The following is a 23,092-nucleotide window of genomic DNA, read 5'->3' on the forward strand; positions in this document are numbered from 1 at the left end:
CGTGCGCACTTATTTTATCTGTCCCGCGCCGCCTTGCCCTAACGGCAAGCTACATCTGGGTCACATCGGCGGCGTGTATTTGCCCGCTGATATTTTCGTCCGCTTTCAACGCATGGCCGGCCATCGGGCCTACTACATCACGGGCTCAGACGAGCACGGCACATATACGCTCGAAACGGCACGAAAGCTCGGCCGATCCTTTAGCGAGGTCGCAGAAGGATACGTTCACAAGATCTTAGAGTGTTTGCGCGCGGTGCAAATTACGCCCGATGTGTTCGTGCGCACGTCCAGCGCGATTCACAAGGGAAATGCTCTAGCGATATTCCGCGAGCTGCAGGCGGCCGGCTACGTCGACGTACGGCAGGGCGTCCAACTGTATTGCGAACATTGCGATGAGTTCGCTGCGGACTCGCTCGCAACTGGCCGTTGCCCGGCTTGCTCATCGCCTTGCGACAGCAACCTGTGTGAGAACTGCGGGCTGGCTCTTCAGCACGACACAATCCGTGACGCCCGGCACGTCACCTGCGGCTGCAATCTTGTGCTAAGACCCATCACGCAGGCCGTGTTCGACATGCCACGTCTCGCTCACTCACTGCACGAAGCCATTGGAGAAAGCGTATGGCCCGAGCCGATACGGGCCAAGGCGCGCGCTTGGCTACTCCGGGAGGTGCGCGGCTTGCCGATGACCCGCCATTTCAGGCACGGCGTGGAAGTAAAACAGCCTGACTCTCTGATCGGCCAAACGCTGCTTACATGGTTTGAGGGCCTCTGGTGCTTCGACACCGGAATTCGCGAGCAATGCGCCCGCGCCGGTCTGGACGCAAACGCGGCGTTGCACGACCAGAACACCGAGATTCTTTTCTTCATGGGGCAGGATAATCGTTTCTATTACACGCTAGGTGTGGCCGGCGCTCTGCTCGCGCGCGGCTACCCAATTCCCAAAAATCACTCAGTCCAGGATTTCTACAAGCTGAAAGGCGAAAAGTTTTCCACCAGTCGTGATCATGCTCTTTGGGGCGATGAAGTGGCGGGTGACGTGGGACCAAACGTACTCCGTTATGCGCTGGCGCGAGTGGCCAAGCCCTTTGGAACCGACGCAAACGATTTTAGTCTCGACGGACTCGTCTCGGCAGCGTCACGCATTCGGGTCTGGGAAGATGCGTTACGGCGGTGTGCAGAAAGCGCACGTACAGTAGAGAGCACCGAACTCTCCCCGAATTTCCGCCGCTTCGCTGAAGATTACGCCGATGCGGTCACCGCACTGCGTTTCTGGGATGCGCTTGATATCATCGACAGGTGCTTCGAGCTAGCTGGCTTTGCACATGCAGACGATTGGACATGGAATGCTGCGCAGATCTCGCTGTTCCTGAGCCTCCTCTATCCCGTAGTACCTGAGCTAGCGATGGGCTACGGCCAGCATTACTTTGGCGGTGCGTGGCGGCCGTCCCTCGAGACTTCGGCCGTAGCAGCCCAGCCAAAGACGTCGGTCGACTTTCCCTGTTTCAGCACGCCGATACCTGCGAACTTTGCCGCGGAGTACAATAAGCGCTTTGGCAAAGAACAGATTTCGCAATCATGACGATCCGAATGACGAAGCCATGAATTCCCGCATCTCAAAACGCAGCGCTATCGCTCAAGGTTTCGCGCCGTTCAACTCCTCAAGTGCGAAGCATGGTATCAATTTCGGCTACGCCCTGGCTGACCCGGTCATGTTTGCAGAACTGCCGTGGCCAGTCGCGTTTGACGGAGGTACAGGTGTGGCTCTCGCCGATCTGCCGCAGTATACGGATGCGGCGGGTTTGCCCGAACTCCGTACAAAGCTCGCACTGAGGTACGGTGTGCGGCATGACCAAGTTATGCTTACGGGTGGAGCTTCACAGGCCTTACAACTGCTTGCCGATGGCTGGATTGACCCCGGTGACGTGGTCCTGATGGAGGACCCCTCCTACTTGGGTGCACTGCGTACGTTTTCGATCGCGGGTGCAACCGTGGTCCAGCTAGGTCTAGCCGCAGAGGGAGTCGATCTAAACGAAGTCGAGGCAATACTGCAGACCAATGCCCGGGTGAAGCTTTTCTACACGATGCCAGCATTTCATAATCCAACCGGTCGCCAGATGTCGCGCGACTATGTGGCCAAATTGGCGGCACTGCTAGCCCGCAGTGGCGCTCTCTTGGTGCAGGACCTTGTCTATGCTGAGTTACCCTACAACGGTCCAGCGCATTGGGTGGCGCCAGGCAATAACGTGATCAATGTCCATAGCATCTCAAAAGTTGCCGGACCGGGGCTACGGTTAGGTTGGGTGCTTGCGGAGTCGGACATCATCAACAGGCTTGCGCACCTCAAACGCGACGGCGGCGTAAGTCCGGTCCTAAGTAACATCGTTTTGGGGTTGTTGCAATCGAGCGCTCTTGACTCGCACATAACACGCTTGCGCGAGCACTACCGAGCGAAGCGAGACAGCGTACATAGCTTATTGCAGCGTAGCCGGATTTGCGACCTGGGATATAGCGTGCCAAGCGGGGGCTTCTCGTTCTGGGTGCGGCTTACCCCGGGTACGGATCCGGAGAGGTTTATTGAAGCTGCAAGCCGCTTGCACGGCGTGCACCTTGTAAATGGTCGCAACTATGGCCCAGGAAGTGGCCGTCACATGCGCCTGTGTTTCAGCTATCTTCCAATATCTCTCATTGAGCAGGGGCTGGAGCGCTTAAGTCACTTGCATGCTAACCTCTAGACGCGCGTGGTGTGTTTCAGCAGAGTTTTCCGATCTGGGACGGCGTCGCACGTCCAGCTCCTAGCGACGACACTTCTGAAGGGGGCGAGCTCGCGAGGACACAACAAGTCGCTGTCCTGCTTTGTTGCCGGCCGGCAAGGTCGCCTTGGTGCGCCCCTAACCGACCTGCCCGTCACTCGCCCGAAGCTGCGAAGAAATGTATGCGGGCATGGCCAAATACATCGCGAAGATGTGCGGATAGTCATAAGCCCGCCAGATATGCAGGCGGCCCTTTGGGCTGGGATCGCTGCTTTCCCTGTTCTGCTTCCAATCGGGTGTGCCGTAGAGGCCATAGGCGTAGCCTCCTATGTGGTACGTTTCAGCCCGCCCCAGACGAACGTATCTATATACCGATCCAGCGCCGCCTATGCTCGCGACACGCTGTGCAATTGCGCAGGCGATTTGCATCAACGAGAATGGCGACGACGCCGAGCAAGCACTTGCCTGTCTGATGCAAGCTGAAGACAAATTCGGCTTCGACATTCGCTTTCGCGCGCGCGTGCCAAGATCCACTGGCGCAGACGCGATCATGTAGCGGCGCTCCCGCTGCTGACTGCCGCTGCGGAAGCCGGCGGACAAGACGCAACCGAAGCCATATCGCCCGCGAGGCAGGCATAAACGCTGCGACGCTCGGCGACTGGGCGTCGGCGAAGCAGTGGTTCGAACGTGCTCAGGTCGAGGCGGCAAAGCTTGACAAGTTACCATCGCCGCGAGCCATGCCGATCGGGTTGCTCGCCGATACCGCGCATGCCGCCTATTGCGCAAGGCCGGCCCGACATCTCAATCGTCAAGATGCGCGACGCCCTCTCCGCCTTGATAGGCGTCGAAGCGGAGGGAAGCCGGCGGAAGCCTATTGCCGCCGTGTCGTGCCCCATGGCTTGCTTTGGCTCTATCGAGAAATCGCTGGGACCAAAGCGGGGGGCAGGAAGAAGTAGTCTAGCGACCGCCGGGTGACCAGATATCTGTCGAGCGCCAGCCGAGCTGTTGCGTGAAGTGGCAACAGCCGGCTCTTCTGGAACTTGGTCTGTCGGACGACGAGCCCATCGGCAGTTACATCGTCGATCTGCAGCGCCAATGCTTCTGCGATCCGCATGCCAGTAGCGGTGAGCAGGCCGAAGAGCGTTGCATACATGGTCGGTCTGATCGAGCCCGCTGGCCGGAGTGCCGCCGCAGCACGAAGCAATCGTGCGATCTCGTCCGCACTATAGATATACGGCGGTCGCCTCTTGACGACAGCGTGGCCGAGTGCATCCGCCGCCGGAACCTGATGGCGCGGATTCTCGGCGTGCATCGCCAGCGCGAACCGCCGCACGGTAAGCAACCGGTTGCGGCGCTGCTCCGGTGACGGCGCACGTGCGGCCCATGCCAGGACCCGGGCACTTCTGATGTGCCGGTCGCCGCACTCCTCGGCGAAGCTGACGTAGCCCCTCAGCAGGATTTGCTGGACACGGAACTTGAACCCCAGCGACTGCTGCTGGTCCACATATTTGGCAAGATATCGACTCAGCATCACGCATCTCCCGGCCAGGGCTGCGCGATCTGCAGCAGCATCGTCACGTCGACTTTGGCGTAGTGTGCGGTCATGTCCGGTGAGCGGTGGCGCAGTACGGCGCCAACCGTGTCGAGCGTCGCGCCGCCCCGGAGCATGGCCGTCGCGGCCGAATGCCGAAGCAGGTTGGCCCCATTCGACGGAACGGGGATACCGGCCTTTCGTATTGCACTACGCACAACATCAGAGACTGCGCTCGAACCTGTCAGCGGCCGGATTGGTGCATTCGACATGAAGAAGATTCGAACATCGGCGACGTGCGGCCGGGCCTGATCCAGATAAGCGAGCAAGGTATCCCCGGCGTCTTGCGGCAATGGTAATCTCGTCTCCCGCCGCCCCTTGCCACGAACCGACAGTGTCGCCTGTTGCCAATCAACATCGGTGAGACGAAGAGAGAGAATGTCGCCGGCCCGCAAGCCCAGTCGTGCCAACAGCAGCAGGATCGCCCGATCACGCACGCCAGTCGCCGTGGTCTGATCGCACGTTGCAATCAACGTCTCGACATCCGACGAGCGGATGTATCGCGGCAGCGACGACAGTCGCCACTGCGGAATGATTGGCACAGCCTGATCGAGTCCAGCTCGGCACAACCCCCGTGCGCTGAGGAACCGCAAATATCCTCTCAGCGCCATCGTCATCGTCTTCACATAGGCCAGCGAGACCCGCTTCGTCTCTGCAATGATCACGTCGCGAATGAGCTGAGCATTCCAACTTCGCGGCCTGATGCCAAGCGCCGGGAGCAGCCGCATGACCATGCGACCGTGCCGATCTATTGTCAGCTCTGTGACGCAGTCCTGGAACTCGACCACCCGGCGGTGGGGCGTCGGTAATGCGGGCTTCGGCTTGCGCTGGACGATTCCGCGCTCGCCGAGAAACTCGATGAACCGGCGTACCCGCCTCACGTACTTCGCGGACACGCTCCTCTCGCGACGGATGCCGGGGCATCGACAGCGATGCCGAGCGAACCGATCGGCGACGCCATCATCGATATCAGCGACTGCGATCTTGGCCAGCGTCAGCCATTGCGCGAGGTGACGGGCTGCAGCGTCATAGCCGCTCACCGTCAAGCTCTTATGCCCCAACACCGTCAGGTGTCGTGTGAACTCCGTCACCAGCGGGTCGAGATCGCCTGCGTCCATGCAGCGCAGCCCGTGGCAGTGATCCTCACTCGACTTGGCCATTCCTTGTCTCCCTTTCGTTGCCATCAAGGCAGGAAGAAAGGCCTCAGATTATGCTGAGTGAGAAAGAGGGCAGCAGGAACTAAACTGTTGATAACGAAGCGGGTCTCGGATTGAACGGCCGCACACTCCGCATAATCGTGGGCTCCGCATAATTACGAAAGTCGACCGGCCGCGTCGCGACAATGATCTTCACGCCCGCCGAAGCCGCGATCATGTCGTCGCCCTCACGGCCCGCAGCACATCGCGCAGCCAGGCCGGATCGACCCCCGCCGCTGCGCGAACTACCGCATCGCCAATCTCGATGCTGATCGTTATCCCGTTCCGCGTTGCCGCTTCCACGCACATCCCAGCGGGGCGAAGCTCCGACACCACCGGAACGAAGAGCGGTGCATCCTCCGCCGGCAAGCTCAGCAGACCGGCACGCGCGGCCTTGCGCCAAGCAAACAGGTGTTGCGGTGAGAGGTCGTGCCGGCGCGCCACCTCGGACACAACTGTGCCCGGCGCATATGACTCCGCCACGATCCGCCCCTTGACCACGGCGCTCCACCGCCGCCGACGCCCCGCTCCGACCTGGATATCCACCCGGCCCCGTGGCTCTGCAGCGTCAACTATATGGTCAACCATATATGCGAACCTTACTGTATATGACGGCTCGCATGTTGCCGATCAGCTCACGCCAAACAAGGTGTGGGAGACACACCGCTTACGCAGCAACACCGAACCGCTCGAGACAATCCGCGAGCATCCTGTCATTGCTCTCGATTTCGGGTTCGTGGGCGCTCGATGCCGCGCGAGCATCGCAGCGATAGCCTGTCGGTGGCGTTCCGGAATCTGAGGATCTGACACAGCACTACGCCGAGGCGTATCCGACGTTGTCAGAAGTCCGACAAAGGAACGCTTTCTTAGCTGTACAACTGCTGTCCGTCAGCTCGCCATCAGCTTGTCCGGGTATCCTCGCCGCAGGGCCTGAGCAGCCCGAATTGATGCGAAGAGACTAGCGTAGCACAGAGAGGTGAATCGTCATGTATGATCGAATCGGTGGCTCATCTACACGCACTAGCCAAACTGACGAACCGAGCCAGTCGGTGGATAGCGGCAGCTTTACAGAAACACTTGCAGATCTCGCGCCCCAGTGGAGCTCACGATCGGGGGAGTTGCCTGACAAGATGGGGGCCTGCTGCAGCAAGCCAGATACCTTGGATGCAAACGTTCAAACCTCTAGCGCCTCCGAACCCAGTACATCCTCTCCAGAGAGTCCGGCCACCTCCTTGTTCGAATACAGAACGGCCGACCTGCGTGATGCGAATGTGGACGGCATCTGCGTCGGGCTGACTGCGGAGTGGTTCCGCAATCTTAGCAACAGCCCATCAACCCGAATGAGTGCGCTCACACCCGGATCGCAAACGCACGCCTCAGCGGCTGAACGGCAGCAGCAATATCAACGTCTTAAGGATCAGTTGCGAAGCAGGGGAGCAGGATCTTCTCAGGCCGACCTTCAGGCACAAAATACCATTTTGGAGGAAGCAGGCTTGGAACCGGCTGGAGAAGAGAAGAGATTCGCATTCGGCAAGTCTTCGAACGTCAAGTCCATGGTGAACGAAATCAACGAAGACGGATCGAACCATTTACTCAGCTTGTATTTCGCTGAAGGCGGCGCCCACACAGTGGCGACGTCGGCCTCGAATGGAACGACCACGCTTTTCGACCCTAACTATGGAGAATTTACTGTTCGATCAGATCCTGACCAGATGGCTTCATTGTTACAAAGCCTCGCCAATCGTTACAGGAATCCCAACGGGCAGCATTTGTCGACAATCACGACGCAAAGGATGCAGTGAGTTGGGCCTTCAGGCCGCGGTGATTGACGCCTTCTGTGAAGGCGCGGATGCGTCGGCCGGCGCTTGCGTTCGGTCGCGGCGGGGGCAAATCTGCAGCGGATAGCCGGCTGCGTGCCGGCTTGCGAGTGTGCCGACATCGAAAGCGGGGGTGTCGGCACCCCGCTATCCATGACGGCCGGCACAAATTGCAATTCTGTTTCACAATGGCCGCCTGCGGTTTGCTCAACTGACGTCGCCAAGAAACAATTGCTGCGGCGACAATCCATGCCGTCCGCTATCGAATCACGCGCTTGATCCAGACCGACTGTGCGCAGAATATGAATTTCCACGACATCAGCTTTCGTTTGAAGCACGCTAAGCCGACGCATTGATATTGGTCCAGCTGTGACTCTTACAAGCAGCTTCATCCTGAAAAGCCAAAGTCTTGATTGACAAGGCACCTTATCTTCGAACGGTGAAAGCGTCGGAGTTTTCCACATTGCCAGGGTGCCCCTGCAGGACCTGAGGGGCGCGACTCCAGCGATTGCGCCGCTGCGGGCGGCGCCACAGAATGCACCCCGGCGCTGGTCGCTAATCTAATGCGCCCTACGCTAAAGGCCAGAACCGAGAGGCATCTCCGTAGCTACTTTTGGAAGCGTTTGTTCAGGAAGTGCGTCGCTCCCATGCGAGCCTTCACGTGCCGAACGGATGCTCGACTGTCTCGCGAGCTGGCGCATCGCCTCTGGGTTTGCATCAAGGCGCTGCTGCACGGCCTCGAGCAGATGCTCATGCTTGCGTGCTTCCAGAGTGCCTATCTTGTCCTTCAACTTCGCTGCCGGCACCCCCTCAAGCATAGCTTGAATCGCCTTATCTAGCTCGCGCTCAGTCCACTCCCGGCATCGTGACGCTGCGACCGCGCCCCGTCCCCGAGCTTCCGCATCTTCGGTAGCCAGAGCCACGAAGGCGGCGAGGTCTTGCCCTCCGGACAGGCTGACGCGATCGCGTTCGATGACGCCGGCGTCATCGGAGTGGTTTCCGGCGAACCACACCTGCTGCAGCCAATCCGCTTGAAATTTCGCGCAAGGGCTGCCCCGCACATTCAGCGCGAGAGCAGGCCTTTGTCGGGCACTTACTGCGCCCGTTGTCGGCATTGAGACTGAATGCCAGAAACCTGACACTACGCGCAGCTATGTAGTGCCTGCTGAGCCTGCGAATTCACTTCGGCACGCGATTTGCTCTGTTCACGGTGTGGGACCGGTCCGGAGGCTATAATGGCGGACACATCGGGGGCACGGTCGAACCTCCTTCACCAATCCGTACGGTCGATCTATGGCGATGCCGACAGGTTCGATGTCACCCGGCGGCACAACCCGCACCTGTCGTTCGGCCAGGGGCCGCATTTCTGCCTGGGCGCAGCGCTGGCGCGTCTGGAATTGGGCTGCGCCTTCCCCGCGCTGTTCGTGCGGCTGGAGCATCTGGCGCTGACCATCGCCGCGGAGGACGTCGTCTACATGCCGTCTTACGTCATTCGCTGCCCGCAGCGCCTGCCGGTCACCTTCCGCCCTTCCATCGCTTAGAGAGTGAAGTGCCACCATGTCCGAACAACAACCCTTGCCGACGCTGCCGATGTGGCGCGTCGATCACATCGAGCCCTCGCCCGAGATGTTGGCGCTACGCGCCAACGGTCCGATCCACCGCGTGCGCTTCCCCTCCGGGCACGAAGGCTGGTGGGTGACAGGCTATGACGAGGCCAAGGCGGTGCTGTCCGACGCGGCGTTCCGGCCCGCGGGAATGCCGCCGGCGGCATTCACCCCGGATTCGGTGATTCTCGGTTCGCCGGGGTGGCTGGTCTCGCACGAGGGGCGCGAGCATGCCCGGCTACGCGCGATCGTGGCGCCGGCCTTCAGTGACCGCAGGGTGAAGCTGCTCGTGCAGCAGGTCGAAGCGATCGCCGCGCACTTGTTCGAGACGCTGGCGGCCCAGCCCCAGCCCGCCGACCTGCGGCGCCACCTCTCCTTTCCGCTTCCGGCCATGGTCATCAGCGCGCTGATGGGCGTGCTCTACGAGGATCACGCCTTTTTCGCCGGGCTGTCCGATGAGGTGATGACGCACCAGCATGAAAGCGGCCCGCGCAGCGCGTCCCGCCTGGCCTGGGAAGAACTGCGCGCCTACATTCGCGGCAAGATGCGCGACAAGCGCCAGGATCCGGACGACAACCTGCTGACGGATCTGCTCGCTGCGGTCGACCAGGGCAAGGCGAGCGAGGAAGAGGCGGTTGGCCTGGCGGCGGGCATGCTGGTGGCGGGGCACGAGAGCACCGTCGCGCAGATCGAATTCGGCCTGCTAGCCATGTTCCGCCATCCGCAACAGCGCGAACGCCTGGTCGGCGATCCGTCCCTGGTCGACAAGGCGGTAGAGGAAATCCTGCGCATGTACCCGCCGGGCGCGGGCTGGGATGGCATCATGCGCTATCCGAGGACCGACGTGACCATCGCGGGCGAGCATATTCCCGCGGAGAGCAAGGTGCTGGTCGGCCTCCCGGCAACGTCGTTCGATCCGCACCATTTCGACGATCCGGAAATCTTCGATATCGAACGCCAGGAAAAGCCGCACCTGGCTTTTTCCTACGGGCCGCACGCGTGCATCGGCGTGGCGCTGGCCAGGCTGGAGCTCAAGGTGGTGTTCGGTTCGATCTTCCAGCGCCTTCCCGCGCTGCGCCTGGCCGTGGCGCCGGAACAACTGAAGTTGCGCAAGGAGATCATCACGGGCGGGTTCGAGCAGTTCCCGGTGCTCTGGTGATGTCGCGGACGCCACGGGCGATCTCGATCTTCTCCGGAATCTGCCGCGCGCCTGTCGCGCGCCGGTCAGATCAGCCCGCCAACAGGTAACCAGGATGGACGTGCAAGAAACCACGGCAGCATGCCGGGACGCCTTCGCCGAACTGGCGTCGCCAGCGTGCATCCACGACCCGTATCCGTTCATGCGATGGTTGCGCGAGCACGATCCGGTGCATCGCGCGGCGTCGGGCCTCTTTTTGTTGAGCCGCCACGCCGACATCTACTGGGCGTTCAAGGCCACGGGCGATGCGTTTCGGGGTCCGGCGCCCGGCGAACTGGCGCGCTATTTCTCGCGTGCGGCGACCAGCCCGTCGCTCAATCTGTTGGCGTCCACGCTAGCGATGAAGGACCCACCGACGCATACGCGTCTGCGCCGGCTGATCTCGCGCGATTTCACCATGGGCCAGATCGACAACCTGCGGCCGAGCATCGCGCGCATCGTCGCAGCGCGCCTGGACGGCATAACGCCCGCGCTGGAGCGCGGGGAGGCGGTGGACCTGCATCGGGAATTCGCGCTGGCCTTGCCCATGCTGGTTTTCGCCGAACTGTTCGGCATGCCCCAAGACGACATGTTCGAGCTCGCTGCCGGCATCGGCACCATTCTGGAAGGCCTGGGCCCGCACGCCAGCGATTCCCAGCTCGCCGCGGCGGACGCGGCCAGCGCCAGGGTGCAGGCCTACTTCGGCGACCTCATACAGCGCAAGCGCACCGATCCCCGCCGCGACATCGTGTCGATGCTGGTCGGCGCACATGACGACGATGCCGACACACTGTCGGATGCGGAGTTGATCAGCATGCTGTGGGGCATGCTGCTGGGCGGCTTCGTCACCACTGCTGCGAGCATCGACCATGCCGTCCTGGCGATGCTGGCGTATCCCGAACAGCGGCACTGGCTGCAGGCAGACGCCGCGCGGGTGAGGGCATTCGTCGAAGAAGTCCTGCGCTGCGACGCGCCCGCCATGTTCAGCTCCATCCCGCGTATCGCCCAGCGCGACATCGAACTGGGCGGCGTGGTGATTCCGAAGAACGCGGACGTGCGCGTGCTGATCGCGTCCGGCAATCGCGACCCGGAGGCCTTCGCCGATCCCGATCGCTTCGATCCCGCGCGGTTCTACGGCACCAGTCCAGGCATGTCGACCGACGGGAAGATCATGCTGAGCTTCGGCCACGGCATTCACTTCTGCCTCGGTGCGCAACTGGCCCGGGTGCAGTTGGCCGAGAGCCTGCCGCGGATCCAGGCCCGCTTCCCCACGCTGGCATTTGCCGGGCAGCCGACCCGGGAGCCCTCGGCATTCCTTCGGACGTTCCGCACGCTGCCGGTGCGGCTGCATGCGCAGGGGAGCTGAGATGCGCGTCATGGTCGACCAGGATCTGTGCGGAACCAGCGGGCAGTGCGTGCTGACGCTGCCGGGCACCTTTCGCCAGCGCGAACCGGACGGCGTGGCCGAAGTGTGCGTGGCGACGGTCCCGCATGCGCTGCACGCCGCCGTGCGGCTCGCGGCCAGCCAGTGCCCGGTCGCCGCCATTCGGGTCATCGAAAGCGACGCTGGCGATGGCGAGCGCGCCAGCGCCGACCCTGCGCCTTCTCCAGCGGAGGCCGAGCGGCATGCCGCGAAAGACCAGCACAATCTAGGATGACACGATGGGACGGTTTGAAGGCAAAGTGGCCGTGGTGACCGGCGCCGGCGCCGGCATCGGCAAGGCATGCGCCCTCGCCATCGCGCGCGAGGGCGGCAGAGTGGTGGTGGCCGACATTGATGGCTCGGCGGCTATCGCCTGCACCGCGCAGATCGCGGCCGAAGCGGGCCACGCGCTCGCCCTGGCGATCGACATCGCCGATGCGCAGGCGGTGGCAGCGCTGTTCGAGACGGCGGAGCGGCACTTCGGCGGGGTCGACCTGCTGGTGAACAACGCGAGCGCGATGCATCTGACCCCGCGCGACCGCGCGATCCTCGAGCTGGAGCTAGCGGTCTGGGATCAGACCATGGCGACCAATCTGCGTGGCACGCTGCTCTGCTGCCGGCAGGCCATCCCCCGGATGATCGCCCGCGGCGGTGGCGCGATCGTCAACATGTCGTCGTGCCAGGGGCTCAGTGGTGACACCGCACTGACATCCTACGCCGCGTCGAAGGCGGCGATGAACATGCTGTCGTCCTCACTTGCCACCCAGTACGGTCATGCGCAGATCCGCTGCAATGCGGTTGCGCCGGGTCTCATCATGACCGAGCGACTCCTCGCCAAGCTGGACGCGTGCATGCAAACCCATCTGCGCCGTCACCAGCTCCTGCCGCGCGTCGGCCGCCCCGAGGACGTGGCCGCGCTGGTGGCGTTCCTGCTCTCCGACGATGCTGCGTTCATCACTGGCCAGGTCGTGTGCATCGACGGCGGCATGCTGGCGCATGTGCCGACATACGCCGACGGTGGCAACAGCCGCGCCGCGCGGCCTGCCGGCGAGACCGCAGAAGCGGACGCGGCGCCGCGCTGCTGATGGACATGCTGCTCAACCCGCTGAACCGTCGGCATCGGCTGCGGCACGACATCCCGGTCGTGCCCGGCGCTTTTCCCTTGGTCGGGCATCTTCCCGCCGTCGTCTGCGACCTGCCGCGCCTGCTGCGGCGTGCGGAACGGACGCTGGGCAGCCACTTCTGGCTAGATTTCGGCCCTGCCGGACACCTGATGACCAGTCTGGATCCGGATGCTCTCGCACTGCTCCGGCACAAGGACGTGTCCTCGGGGCTGATCGAAGACATCGCGCCCGAATTGTTTGGCGGAACGTTGGTCGCCCAGGACGGCATCGCGCACCGGCAGGCGCGCGATGCGATCCAGGCGGCGCTTCTGCCCAAGGGGCTGACCCTGGCCGGCATCGGCGAGCTGTTCGCGCCCGTCATCCGGGCGCGCGTGCAGAGGTGGCGGGAACGGGGCGACGTCACCATCCTGCGCGAAACCGGCGATCTAATGCTCAAGCTCATCTTCAGTCTCATGGGAATCCCCGCGCAGGACCTGCCGGGATGGCATCGCAAGTACCGGCAACTGCTGCAGTTGATCGTCGCGCCCCCGGTCGACCTGCCTGGACTGCCCTTGCGGCGGGGCCGCGCGGCCCGCGACTGGATCGATGCGCGGTTGCGCGAGTTCGTCCGCGCCGCGCGCGAACATGCCTCGCGCACCGGGTTGATCAACGACATGGTGAGCGCCTTCGATCGCAGCGACGATGCGCTTTCCGATGACGTCCTGGTCGCCAATATTCGCTTGCTGCTGCTTGGTGGTCACGACACCACCGCCTCGACGATGGCCTGGATGGTGATCGAGCTAGCGCGGCAGCCTGGGCTGTGGGACGCCCTGGTCGAGGAGGCGCAACGCGTAGGCGCGGTGCCGACTCGGCACGCGGACCTGGCGCAGTGTCCGGTCGCTGAGGCGCTGTTCCGCGAGACGCTGCGCGTGCATCCGGCGACGCCGCTCCTAGTGCGTCGCGCACTGCGTGAATTGCGAATCGGCCAACAGCGCATTCCTACGGGCACCGATCTGTGCATCCCGCTGCTGCATTTCTCGACCTCGGCGCTGCTGCACGAGGCGCCTGATCAGTTTCGGCTGGCGCGGTGGCTTCAACGCACCGAGCCGATCCGGCCGGTGGACATGCTGCAGTTCGGTACCGGCCCACACTTCTGCATGGGCTACCACCTGGTATGGCTGGAACTGGTGCAGTTCTGTATCGCCTTGGCGCTGACCATGCACGAGGCCGGGGTGCGGCCGCGGTTGCTGAGCGGCGTCGAAAAAGGCCGGCGATATTACCCGACCGCACATCCGTCCATGACTATCCGCATCGGATTCTCATGAGCTGGCATCGCATGCCCCGTGTGGTGAGGCAGCGGCGCCGGCGACGCGCGGCATTGCTGCACTCGGCGCGCGCGCTCGGTGCGAGGCCGGCAACACCGCGGCGGCTCGCCGCTCGCCGTGGCCGTCTCCTGGCAGGTACAAGGACATGAACAACATGCAGACTGGTTCCACGCCACACGACGACCGAGCTGGCGTTTCCGCGAACGGCATATTGGGCGCGCAGGCGCGCGGCGCATCCGGCAGGCTGCTGCCCGAGATCTGGATGCAGGACGGCGCAAAGCGGGTCGAAGAGGCGCTGGCGCGTCTTCTCTGCGCCGAAGACGACGGTGAGACCGAGCTGATGGCGGCGATGCGCTACGCCACCTTGCATGGCGGCAAGCGCACCCGCGCCTTGCTCTGTTTGGCTGCCGGCGCACTGGCCGACACGCCGGCGCACATGCTCGATGACGTCGGTGCCGCCATCGAGATGATGCACGCCTGTACGTTGGTCCACGACGATCTGCCCGCGATGGACGACGACGTGCTTCGCCGCGGCCTTCCGACCGTGCACGTCAAGTTCGGCGAAGCCACCGCGATCCTGGTCGGCGATGCGCTGCAGGCGCACGCCTTCCTGACCCTGGCGAGCCTGAATGCGCCGGGCGACAGCCCTATCGCGCTCGTGCGCGAACTGGCGCAGGCGGTGTCCGCCGAGGGGGCCGCAGGCGGGCAGGCCATAGATCTGTCGCTGGTTGGAAAGCACGTCGAGCTGGACAGGATCGTGGCGATGCACCGGATGAAGAGCGGAGCGCTAGTGCGCGCGTCCGTTCGCATGGGCGCGCTATGCGCTGTCGGCGTGAATGCCGCGCACGCTGCACTTTACTGTGCGCTGGATCACTACAGCGCCTGTTTCGGCCTGGCGTTACAGGTGATCGACGACATTCTCGACGTGACAGCGGATACCGCGGCGCTGGGCAAGACCCCCGGCAAGGACGCGGCGGCGCAGAAGCCGACCTGCGCGTCGATCATGGGACTGCAGGAAGCACGCCAGTTCGCGCTGGATCTGTTGCGCGATGCCGGCGAGGCCATCGCGCCGCTGGGGCCGCGTGCGGAACGGTTGGCGCAACTCATACAGCGGGCCAACGCGTATCTGTTCAAACACGCGCCACGCGCATGAGCGCGCCCGTCCGCATCGAGTCGCCCCTGTGCCGCTGCGATCGGCCGGCGGCAGAGTGCATCCTGCACTGTGTCCGAGTCCGCGGCGCCGATCGCAGCGGTTGCCCGCCGCGGCGCACGTTTCTGCAAACGGAACATCCCGCGTGAACGCGCTGTCCGAACATATCCTTTCCGAATTGCGCCGCCTGCTGAGCGAAATGAGCGATGGCGGCAGCGTCGGTCCGTCCGTCTACGACACGGCGCAGGCGCTGCGCTTCCACGGCAACGTCACCGGTCGGCAGGACGCATACGCGTGGCTCATCGCGCAGCAACAGGCCGACGGCGGATGGGGAAGCGCGGACTTCCCGCTGTTCCGCCATGCGCCCACGTGGGCGGCGTTACTGGCATTGCAGCGTGCCGATCCTCTTCCCGGAGCTGCGGACGCAGTCCAGACTGCAACGAGGTTCCTCCAGCGCCAGCCCGATCCCTACGCACATGCGGTGCCAGAAGACGCGCCGATCGGCGCGGAGCTGATCCTGCCGCAGTTTTGCGGTGAGGCCGCATCCTTGCTGGGTGGCGTAGCGTTTCCGCGCCATCCTGCGCTGTTGCCATTGCGGCAAGCGTGCCTGGTCAAGCTGGGGGCGGTGGCGATGTTGCCGAGCGGCCATCCGTTGCTACACTCCTGGGAAGCCTGGGGGACGTCGCCGACCACCGCATGCCCGGATGACGACGGCAGCATCGGCATCAGTCCGGCGGCCACCGCCGCGTGGCGTGCCCAGGCCGTGACACGGGGGAGCACGCCGCAGGTCGGGCGCGCCGATGCGTATCTGCAGATGGCATCGCGGGCGACGCGCAGCGGCATCGAAGGTGTCTTTCCCAACGTCTGGCCGATCAATGTGTTCGAGCCATGCTGGTCGCTGTACACCCTGCATCTGGCCGGGCTTTTCGCGCATCCCGCGCTCGCGGAGGCGGTTCGCGTGATCGTCGCGCAGCTCGACGCCCGTCTGGGCGTGCACGGTCTGGGCCCGGCCTTGCACTTCGCGGCTGATGCGGACGACACCGCCGTTGCGTTGTGCGTCCTGCACCTTGCAGGCCGTGACCCGGCGGTCGATGCGTTGCGCCATTTCGAAATCGGCGAGCTGTTCGTCACCTTCCCCGGCGAACGCAATGCCTCGGTGTCGACCAACATTCATGCCCTGCATGCGTTGCGACTGTTGGGAAAGCCCGCCGCGGGCGCCAGCGCGTACGTCGAGGCCAATCGCAACCCGCACGGTCTATGGGACAACGAAAAATGGCACGTTTCGTGGCTGTATCCCACCGCGCATGCGGTCGCTGCGCTGGCGCAAGGCAAGCCCCAGTGGCGAGATGAGCGCGCGCTGGCGGCGCTGCTGCAGGCGCAGCGCGACGACGGTGGCTGGGGCGCGGGTCGCGGGTCCACGTTCGAGGAAACCGCCTATGCGCTGTTTGCGTTGCACGTGATGGATGGGAGCGAAGAGGCGACAGGGCGCCGGCGCATCGCGCAGGTGGTGGCGCGTGCGCTGGAGTGGATGCTCGCCCGCCATGCGGCGCATGGATTGCCGCAGACGCCGCTGTGGATCGGCAAGGAACTGTATTGCCCCACTCGGGTCGTGCGCGTGGCCGAACTCGCCGGGTTGTGGCTGGCGCTTCGTTGGGGGCGGCGCGTCCTGGCCGAGGGGGCAGGAGCGGCGCCATGATCCAGACTGAACGCGCGGTGCAGCAGGTGCTGGAGTGGGGACGTTCCCTGACCGGATTCGCCGACGAGCATGCCGTGGAAGCGGTCAGGGGCGGCCAGTACATCCTGCAGCGCATCCACCCGAGCCTGCGCGGCACCAGCGCCCGCACCGGTCGCGATCCGCAGGACGAAACGCTGATAGTGACGTTCTATCGCGAACTGGCGCTGCTGTTCTGGCTCGACGATTGCAACGACCTTGGCCTGATCTCGCCGGAACAGCTCGCCGCGGTGGAGCAAGCGCTGGGGCAGGGCGTGCCGTGCGCGCTCCCCGGATTCGAGGGTTGCGCTGTGCTGCGCGCTTCGCTGGCCACGCTCGCCTACGATCGTCGCGATTATGCTCAGCTTCTCGACGATACCCGGTGCTACTCCGCGGCGCTGCGCGCCGGACACGCGCAGGCGGTAGCGGCGGAACGCTGGTCCTACGCTGAGTACCTGCACAACGGCATCGATTCGATCGCCTACGCGAACGTGTTCTGTTGCCTGTCCTTGCTGTGGGGGCTGGATATGGCGACCTTGCGCGCGCGTCCGGCGTTTCGCCAGGTCCTGCGGCTCATCTCCGCGATAGGGCGTCTGCAGAACGATCTGCATGGATGCGACAAGGACAGGTCGGCCGGCGAGGCCGACAACGCGGTGTTCTTGCTGCTGCAGCGCTATCCAGCTATGCCTGTGGTGGAGTTCCTCAACGACGAGCTGGCCGGCCATACGCGCATGCTGCACCGGGTGATGGCGGAAGAACGCTTTCCCGCGCCGTGGGGACCATTGATCGAGGCCATGGCGGCCATCCGCGTGCAGTACTACCGGACCTCGACCAGCCGCTACCGCAGCGACGCTGTGAGGGGAGGCCAGCGCGCGCCGGCCTGAACGCGCAGGAGGCGGCGGCGTGCGCGCGCTGCCGTCGGCCCGATCCGACGCAACGCCGCCGCCCGATGGAGCGAGCATGAGCGACACCGCCCTGAGACTGCACGTCCACGACCAGTTCGCCAACGGCCGGCGCTTCCGCATTCTCAACATCGTCGACGACGTCACTAAGGAATACCTGGGCGCCATTCCGGAGACGTCAATCCGGGGCGGCGGGTGGCCCGCGAACTGAAGGAAATCGTTGAGCGACGCGGCAAGCCAGGAATGATCGCGTCCGACCATGGCACCGAGTTCACCTGCAACGCCATGCTGGCCTGGAGCAAGGACACGGTCATCGACTGGCACTTCATCGCGCCGGGAAAGCCGATGCAGAACGGCTTCATCGAGAGATTCATGTATAGACGGCCGCGCGGATGCAAGGGATTTCAGCAGCAATTTGGATATCGGTCGGGTGCGTTCATGTATACGGCCTATCATTGCGACCGATAGCATGGCCGCTCGCCCTGATGGAGATCGCGGATCGAGGCCTCATCAACGGGTCGCGCTTGTTGCGCTTAAAACTCTTCTGTCAATCGGCCCTTTAATTGCGGATTATTGTCAACTCTCTTTTTTTGAAGCCATTCGGCAAGACGGTAGCGCTCGACCTCCCCGTCGGCCCGATTCGGCGCGCGCCAATTGTGCACACAATCGGCGAGAAATGGGGGAGCGTGCTACGACCTGTTCACAGCCCTTTCTGTCGCGGGCCATGTCGCGCCGAGCAGCCGGGAGTTGTTGGCAATCGCTGGAATTATCGGGTAATTTTGCGCAACAGGCGCAACACGATGTCGACGAACAAATGCGGACTAAGTTATTGAAATAATTGGTGATCCCAGCAGAACAAGCACATCAGCCGGTATCAATGGCTTAGATTGGCAAACCGCCCGTTCGGGCAAGATTGATCCGCAAGCGCTTTTTCGCGCACTGGCAATCAAAAGCCGCCGGATGGTGGGCCAAAAATGCGAAGGGCCGCCTCGGCTAAGGCAGCCCCAGATCGCAATCAAAAGTCCAGTAGCCTGGAATTTAGCACCCAGTCTCCCGAGCCGCAATCCGGAACCGCCATGCAAGCTGCCTTCGCCGCTGCCCTGGCGCGGAAGATGGTGCGGCCGTGAGTGCAATTCTCGACAAGGACCGGACCCGGCGAAAGCTCCATCTGTTAACGCGCGCAAATGGCGATCTACGCCTTACCGATCAAGACTTCCGGGTGCTTTGGTATATCGCCGATGCGATCGATCACGAGACCGATCTAGCCCGCCGCAAGCAGGCCACCATCGCTAAAGATCTTGGGAAGAAGGGCGTCCGCGGCGTGCAGTTGAGCCTCGGACGGTTAGCCGAGTTCGGCTACCTCAAGTTCGAGGTCAAGGAAGGCGGGACCTACGTCAATGCCTATCGCCTTCTTCTCGAAGAGGCGAATGTGGGTTCGCCTTCTTCTGACCAGAAGGCGAACAATGGTGAGCCTTTGGATGACCAGAAGGCGAACGTCGGTGCGCTTTCTGCCGGTGCAGTCCCCAAAAAGGCGAACGAGCGTGACGAAAAAGGCGAACCGTCATTCGTACATGATCCCTTATCTGTCCCTGAAGTAGCTGCAGCCGCGCGCAATGACTACGAATTCTATGCGGCGGGGGCGATGCATTGCACTAACTAACCCCCATGCGGCTCGTAGTACGCCCGCATCGCCTTCAGATGCTCTGCCTGCTGGCGGGAGTAGTGCCGGATCGAACGAAGCTCGCCCACCAGTAGGCCTACTATCAACCAGAAGGCAGTAGCCACTAGTGCCCCGAGCGCGACTTCAGAGACGCCTTTATGCTTCATCGTCGTGCTCAAGATAGCCCTCGATAAGGCGATCCAGGTCAATCTTTCTAATCGACGCCGCGATCAATCGGTCCACCTTCATATCTATTGGGGCTTTCCACAGAACTCAATCAGATAATTGATTAGAGCTCCCCCAACTCCTGCGGTCTGAAGGTTAGGACGGGTCGAAGCAAATGCGCGAACATTGTCTGCGAGCTGGACGTTTGTCATTTTGCTCTTCGAAATGCAATTGATAATGCGTGCCTGCCTTGGCATCTTGCTCGTCAGAGGCAACGCTAATCAGCGCGTCGTAGAAACCGGCCATGTAGGCAGCGCGGATCTGCGCAGGTAACGACTCCCATCGGAAGTAAGTGAAGTAAACGGCATTCGCAGGCGCGGTGATCACAAGCGGAGCCGCTACCAATATGATTCTAATCAAATCTGCCTCGTGATGCCGTGGATTAACAACTGATCGCCGTTGCGTCGCCCCGACTCGGGCGAAGATCATCCGCCCAGCAGACGTGCGCCTCAGTTTTCGCGGGGGTGGATCGGATAGTTGGGTCAAGCTCCGGTGCAGCACTCGTTCACAAACTCTGAGGCTAGCCCACCGTTACGGCATCCGCAGCAAGCAGGTCATCGATCAGCTCGGCAAAGCCCTCTCGTACAAGAAAGCGCCGGCTAAATGCCAGGCGCTGATGGTAGGGAATTAGATATCGATCGAAGCGGTCAGATTGAAGTTGGCGTGCCTCGCGCGCCAGCTCGTCCGTTTCAGGTAGGCCTTGTTCCTTGATTGCGACCAGGAGGTCCTTAAGGTCGGCCGCAGATGTTTTTTCGACAAAGACGGCAAAGTTTTCGATCGAAGCCTTTGCGCCCTCTCGACGTAAAGCCAGCACCATTGTCTGAGCGAGGCGTGCACCTGACCAAGGAAATACAATGACGTCCTGACCGTATTGCAGAAAGCGGTGCCTATCGAGATGGTATCCGCCTCGTCGACCCGCTCGTTGGAGAAGAATCGATAGGCGGCCTTCGTGTTGGCCCAATCCTGACAAACCAACGGGATGCTTTGACCCATGTCGCTCCCGATTTGTGCGAGCAATTTGCAGAACCGGCGACCAAGCCGCTCATCCTTAAACTCGCATCCCGCAACTTCCCGATCAACCCACGTCTCGATACCGGTCGTCAATCGCTGAGCACGCGCCACCGCGCGTTCCTTCACCAAGCCCATCGAGCACCCCGCACTTCCGAATCAGGTGCTCAACAACGAATCACAACAGATTCTACTGATTCAAGATTTCGGCCGCGGCCCCCCGCTCAAATCCGACGTCAAATGTGGGTAATTGAAAGATCTCTTTGCCGCTTACAATGCGCGCGCGGCCAAGCCGAGAATCTGATCAAGCTGCATATGACGCAGCTCGCCTCCGACCGCACCAGCTGCCGTTCGGCGCTCGCCAACCAGGTCCGTCTCGCGCTCCATACGGCCGCTTATTGGCTGATGCTGACCGTGCGCGAGGCGATTCCCAAAGTCCGGGAATTGGCCGCTGCCGAGTTCGCGACGCTGCGTCTTCGTCTCTTGAAAATCGCTGCCCGTGTGGTCGAGACCACGAGCCGCATTCGCCTTGCGTTTGCCGCGGCATGTCCCGAGCCGACCTGATCCGCCGTTTGCCAGGCGCGCTGCTGCCGCTCGGTCCTTGACCGGCGGGGCGTCCGCCCCCCGTTCACCCACCCCATCCCTCAAGCGCGTTGCAAAGTACGGGTCGTCAGGCGGTGAAAAGCCGAAGGCAATCCTGTGCGCCTCGCCAGACAAGATGTGCGGCCGCATCAATCGGGCCCAAAAGCCGCCCTCTGACGAATAGGCCGGGCTAGCAGTTGACGGTGCTCAGACCGTGTAGCGGCACACGGTATATGCATGTATATGCATGTATATGCATGTATATGTAAAGAAATGCGACAGATGCGTTAATAGAATTGCAGAATCCTACATGTCGAACGCGATGCTCAAATCCAGCTGCGCCACCCCGAATTTACCGCCCCCCAACGCCTTTCCCGAAGACCCCGGGTCGCTGGCTGCCAAAGAGGTCGCGCGACTGAGCATTCTTGACGGCATGCGGGGAATTGCTGCCATCTGTGTCGCCGTTTTACATTTTTATGAACCCTTTCAGTTCGGTCCTCAGAACCGGATTCCTCACGGTTATCTCGCTGTAGATTTTTTCTTTTGCTTGTCAGGGTATGTAATGGCATTTGCCTACGACCCTTCTCGCGTAGAATTGTCACCCACAGAACTTATTAAAAGGCGTCTGATACGACTGCATCCGCTCGTCGTAATTGGCTCCTTGTTGGGCTTCGTTGTGGTTGTAATCGGACGATTCTATGCGCCTATGGCTGCTGCGTTATTCAATTTTAGTGTCACGGAGTTTTTTATTCTCCTCACCTGCAGCGTACTTCTGTTGCCGCACTTATTTGTCCACGATCCCAGCTTTCCTATTTTTCCTTTTGTCGCTCCCGCCTGGTCATTGCTTTGCGAGTATGTGGCGAGCCTAACGTTTGCTCTTTGTCTGCGCCAACTATCGCTTCGATGGTTGCTAGCGATGCTCGCCTTCGCCGCGGTTGCAACGGCATACACGTGCTACGATTTCGGAAGCCTAAACGGCGGTTTCGACCGCAGAACCTTCTGGATTGGCTTTGTACGGGTAGGTTTTTCATTTATCGCGGGCGTTGTTGCTTGCCGTATTGGCAGGCAACCGCTGTTGCCAGGGGCAGCATATTACCTTCCGCTTATCATGCTTGCGACCTTTTTTTGGCCCTTCCTTTGGAAGCCCTACGATTTCCTGATCGTCACAATCGTATATCCGCTCCTTGTTTGGCTGGGCGCTAATGCAATCGGGAGTCCGTCGATCAACCGTTTTAGCGAGTTTATCGGAGATCTTTCATATCCGCTTTATATGACCCACTACGTTCCACTCATGCTATTGTTCGGCGGAACTTCGGCAGGTTGGGTTGCGCAGATCCATGCAGCGCTAGCGGTACCAAGCATGACTCTAGTTGCAATCGCTTTTAGCTTTCTTGTTAAGCGATATATCGACGAACCGATCCGTGCCACTTTGCGTCACAGATCATTTGAGCACCTCAAAGGCTAATGCAGGCACTGCCGCAGGTATGCACGGATGTGCTTATCCTGTTCTGCTCTCAGAAGCGCTTTCGCCCCCTCTGGCCTTCCAGCTTCAGGGTAATTAGCTAGGTATGAGATGTGGGTAATTGAAAGAGCTAACTCAGGCAGACCACATGTTTCCCATTCACAATATCTTCCCGAAAGAGATGGCGATAATCGGCCGCACCCTGCTGAATTACGGCGAGCTTGAACTCGACCTGATGAATTGCATCCAGGTCGTCCGCCAATACGACATGAACTCCATCTTGAAGGCGTTTCAGGATTCGGGGAGAGAAGAGCCGCATTCAGATCGCGGACGCTCTGGGCCGCGTACCCGAGCAGACACACATGCGACCTAGACGGGACGTCAGCGTCTCAGTCGCATTCCCGCG

General features: G+C 61.9%; 21 protein-coding genes and 3 pseudogenes. 18 read left to right on the forward strand and 6 right to left on the reverse strand.

What is annotated here, in order from left to right:
- Nucleotide 1: 1 nt before the first annotated feature.
- The 3 genes from AB7008_RS10680 (at nt 2) to AB7008_RS10690 (ending at nt 3,306) form a co-directional block, all read left to right on the forward strand.
- Nucleotides 2–1,579, forward strand: a complete 1,578-nt coding sequence (locus AB7008_RS10680; protein WP_014497736.1) for a class I tRNA ligase family protein — start codon at nt 2–4, stop codon at nt 1,577–1,579.
- A 19-nt stretch (nt 1,580–1,598) separates the two neighbouring features.
- The gene (locus tag AB7008_RS10685) at nt 1,599–2,732 is read left to right on the forward strand and encodes an aminotransferase-like domain-containing protein (RefSeq protein WP_011084930.1); all 1,134 of its coding nucleotides are present in this window, start codon (nt 1,599–1,601) and stop codon (nt 2,730–2,732) included.
- A 406-nt stretch (nt 2,733–3,138) separates the two neighbouring features.
- Nucleotides 3,139–3,306 carry a hypothetical protein gene (locus tag AB7008_RS10690; protein WP_155256178.1) on the forward strand — a complete coding sequence of 56 codons (168 nt, stop codon included), beginning with the start codon at nt 3,139–3,141 and terminating at the stop codon, nt 3,304–3,306.
- 354 nt (nt 3,307–3,660) lie between these two features.
- Here the strand turns inward: AB7008_RS10690 and AB7008_RS10695 are convergent, their stop codons facing one another.
- From AB7008_RS10695 to tnpA, 3 genes are all read right to left on the reverse strand, one after another.
- Complete coding sequence (locus AB7008_RS10695) at nt 3,661–4,281, reverse strand: tyrosine-type recombinase/integrase (protein ID WP_014497735.1); 621 nt, start codon at nt 4,279–4,281, stop codon at nt 3,661–3,663.
- Nucleotides 4,281–5,501 carry a tyrosine-type recombinase/integrase gene (locus AB7008_RS10700; protein WP_441258794.1) on the reverse strand — a complete coding sequence of 407 codons (1,221 nt, stop codon included), beginning with the start codon at nt 5,499–5,501 and terminating at the stop codon, nt 4,281–4,283. Before AB7008_RS10700 ends, AB7008_RS10695 begins: the two co-directional genes overlap by 1 nt.
- Before the next feature lie 210 nt (nt 5,502–5,711).
- The gene (tnpA, locus tag AB7008_RS10705) at nt 5,712–6,083 is read right to left on the reverse strand and encodes an IS66-like element accessory protein TnpA (RefSeq protein WP_157158178.1); all 372 of its coding nucleotides are present in this window, start codon (nt 6,081–6,083) and stop codon (nt 5,712–5,714) included.
- Nucleotides 6,084–6,523: 440 nt separating this feature from the next.
- On the opposite strand from tnpA, the gene AB7008_RS10710 reads away from it, so the two are divergent.
- Nucleotides 6,524–7,339 carry a YopT-type cysteine protease domain-containing protein gene (locus tag AB7008_RS10710; protein WP_011084934.1) on the forward strand — a complete coding sequence of 272 codons (816 nt, stop codon included), beginning with the start codon at nt 6,524–6,526 and terminating at the stop codon, nt 7,337–7,339.
- A gap of 590 nt (nt 7,340–7,929) precedes the next feature.
- On the opposite strand, the gene AB7008_RS10715 is transcribed toward AB7008_RS10710, so the two are convergent.
- Complete coding sequence (locus AB7008_RS10715; protein WP_014497731.1) at nt 7,930–8,367, reverse strand: hypothetical protein; 438 nt, start codon at nt 8,365–8,367, stop codon at nt 7,930–7,932.
- 222 nt (nt 8,368–8,589) lie between these two features.
- Between AB7008_RS10715 and AB7008_RS10720 the strand changes: the two genes are divergently transcribed.
- From AB7008_RS10720 to AB7008_RS10770, 11 genes and pseudogenes are all read left to right on the forward strand, one after another.
- Nucleotides 8,590–8,895 carry a cytochrome P450 gene (locus tag AB7008_RS10720; RefSeq protein WP_011084937.1) on the forward strand — a complete coding sequence of 102 codons (306 nt, stop codon included), beginning with the start codon at nt 8,590–8,592 and terminating at the stop codon, nt 8,893–8,895.
- Nucleotides 8,896–8,911: 16 nt separating this feature from the next.
- On the forward strand, nt 8,912–10,117 hold the full coding sequence (locus AB7008_RS10725) for a cytochrome P450 (protein ID WP_011084938.1): 1,206 nt from the start codon (nt 8,912–8,914) through the stop codon (nt 10,115–10,117).
- Between the two features lie 94 nt (nt 10,118–10,211).
- Entirely contained in the window at nt 10,212–11,501 is a 1,290-nt protein-coding gene (locus AB7008_RS10730) for a cytochrome P450 (RefSeq protein ID WP_441258795.1), read from the forward strand.
- Nucleotide 11,502: 1 nt separating this feature from the next.
- Nucleotides 11,503–11,793: a ferredoxin gene (locus tag AB7008_RS10735; protein ID WP_014497729.1), complete on the forward strand. Its 291-nt coding sequence runs from the start codon at nt 11,503–11,505 to the stop codon at nt 11,791–11,793.
- A gap of 4 nt (nt 11,794–11,797) precedes the next feature.
- Nucleotides 11,798–12,643 carry an SDR family oxidoreductase gene (locus tag AB7008_RS10740; RefSeq protein ID WP_011084940.1) on the forward strand — a complete coding sequence of 282 codons (846 nt, stop codon included), beginning with the start codon at nt 11,798–11,800 and terminating at the stop codon, nt 12,641–12,643.
- Nucleotides 12,643–13,986, forward strand: a complete 1,344-nt coding sequence (locus AB7008_RS10745; protein ID WP_011084941.1) for a cytochrome P450 — start codon at nt 12,643–12,645, stop codon at nt 13,984–13,986. The genes AB7008_RS10740 and AB7008_RS10745 overlap by 1 nt, the downstream gene beginning before the upstream one ends.
- 154 nt (nt 13,987–14,140) lie before the next feature.
- Nucleotides 14,141–15,139 (forward strand): polyprenyl synthetase family protein, encoded by a 999-nt coding sequence (locus tag AB7008_RS10750; protein ID WP_028144010.1) that lies wholly within the window; start codon nt 14,141–14,143, stop codon nt 15,137–15,139.
- 142 nt (nt 15,140–15,281) lie between these two features.
- Complete coding sequence (locus tag AB7008_RS10755; RefSeq protein WP_026312707.1) at nt 15,282–16,832, forward strand: hypothetical protein; 1,551 nt, start codon at nt 15,282–15,284, stop codon at nt 16,830–16,832.
- Nucleotides 16,829–17,731 carry a terpene synthase family protein gene (locus AB7008_RS10760; RefSeq protein ID WP_028144011.1) on the forward strand — a complete coding sequence of 301 codons (903 nt, stop codon included), beginning with the start codon at nt 16,829–16,831 and terminating at the stop codon, nt 17,729–17,731. The genes AB7008_RS10755 and AB7008_RS10760 overlap by 4 nt, the downstream gene beginning before the upstream one ends.
- A gap of 103 nt (nt 17,732–17,834) precedes the next feature.
- Nucleotides 17,835–18,121, forward strand: a pseudogene (locus AB7008_RS10765) (DDE-type integrase/transposase/recombinase); the annotation flags it as partial.
- A 751-nt stretch (nt 18,122–18,872) separates the two neighbouring features.
- Nucleotides 18,873–19,409 (forward strand): helix-turn-helix domain-containing protein, encoded by a 537-nt coding sequence (locus tag AB7008_RS10770; protein WP_014497725.1) that lies wholly within the window; start codon nt 18,873–18,875, stop codon nt 19,407–19,409.
- A gap of 745 nt (nt 19,410–20,154) precedes the next feature.
- Here AB7008_RS10770 and AB7008_RS10775 read toward each other — a convergent pair.
- Both AB7008_RS10775 and AB7008_RS10780 read right to left on the reverse strand, forming a co-directional pair.
- On the reverse strand, nt 20,155–20,451 hold the full coding sequence (locus AB7008_RS10775) for a hypothetical protein (protein ID WP_014497723.1): 297 nt from the start codon (nt 20,449–20,451) through the stop codon (nt 20,155–20,157).
- 107 nt (nt 20,452–20,558) lie between these two features.
- Nucleotides 20,559–20,780 (reverse strand): annotated as a pseudogene (locus tag AB7008_RS10780) (IS4/Tn5 family transposase DNA-binding protein); the annotation flags it as partial.
- A 132-nt stretch (nt 20,781–20,912) separates the two neighbouring features.
- Here AB7008_RS10780 and AB7008_RS10785 point away from each other — a divergent pair.
- The 3 genes and pseudogenes from AB7008_RS10785 to AB7008_RS10795 all read left to right on the forward strand — a co-directional run.
- A pseudogene (locus AB7008_RS10785) lies at nt 20,913–21,247 on the forward strand (transposase); the annotation flags it as partial.
- A 287-nt stretch (nt 21,248–21,534) separates the two neighbouring features.
- Nucleotides 21,535–22,689 carry an acyltransferase family protein gene (locus tag AB7008_RS10790; RefSeq protein WP_223153693.1) on the forward strand — a complete coding sequence of 385 codons (1,155 nt, stop codon included), beginning with the start codon at nt 21,535–21,537 and terminating at the stop codon, nt 22,687–22,689.
- A gap of 145 nt (nt 22,690–22,834) precedes the next feature.
- Nucleotides 22,835–23,059 carry a hypothetical protein gene (locus AB7008_RS10795; RefSeq protein ID WP_018647460.1) on the forward strand — a complete coding sequence of 75 codons (225 nt, stop codon included), beginning with the start codon at nt 22,835–22,837 and terminating at the stop codon, nt 23,057–23,059.
- Nucleotides 23,060–23,092: the final 33 nt, after the last annotated feature.

This window comes from Bradyrhizobium sp. 521_C7_N1_3, assembly GCF_052075975.1.
Classification (GTDB): Bacteria; Pseudomonadota; Alphaproteobacteria; order Rhizobiales; family Xanthobacteraceae; genus Bradyrhizobium; species Bradyrhizobium japonicum.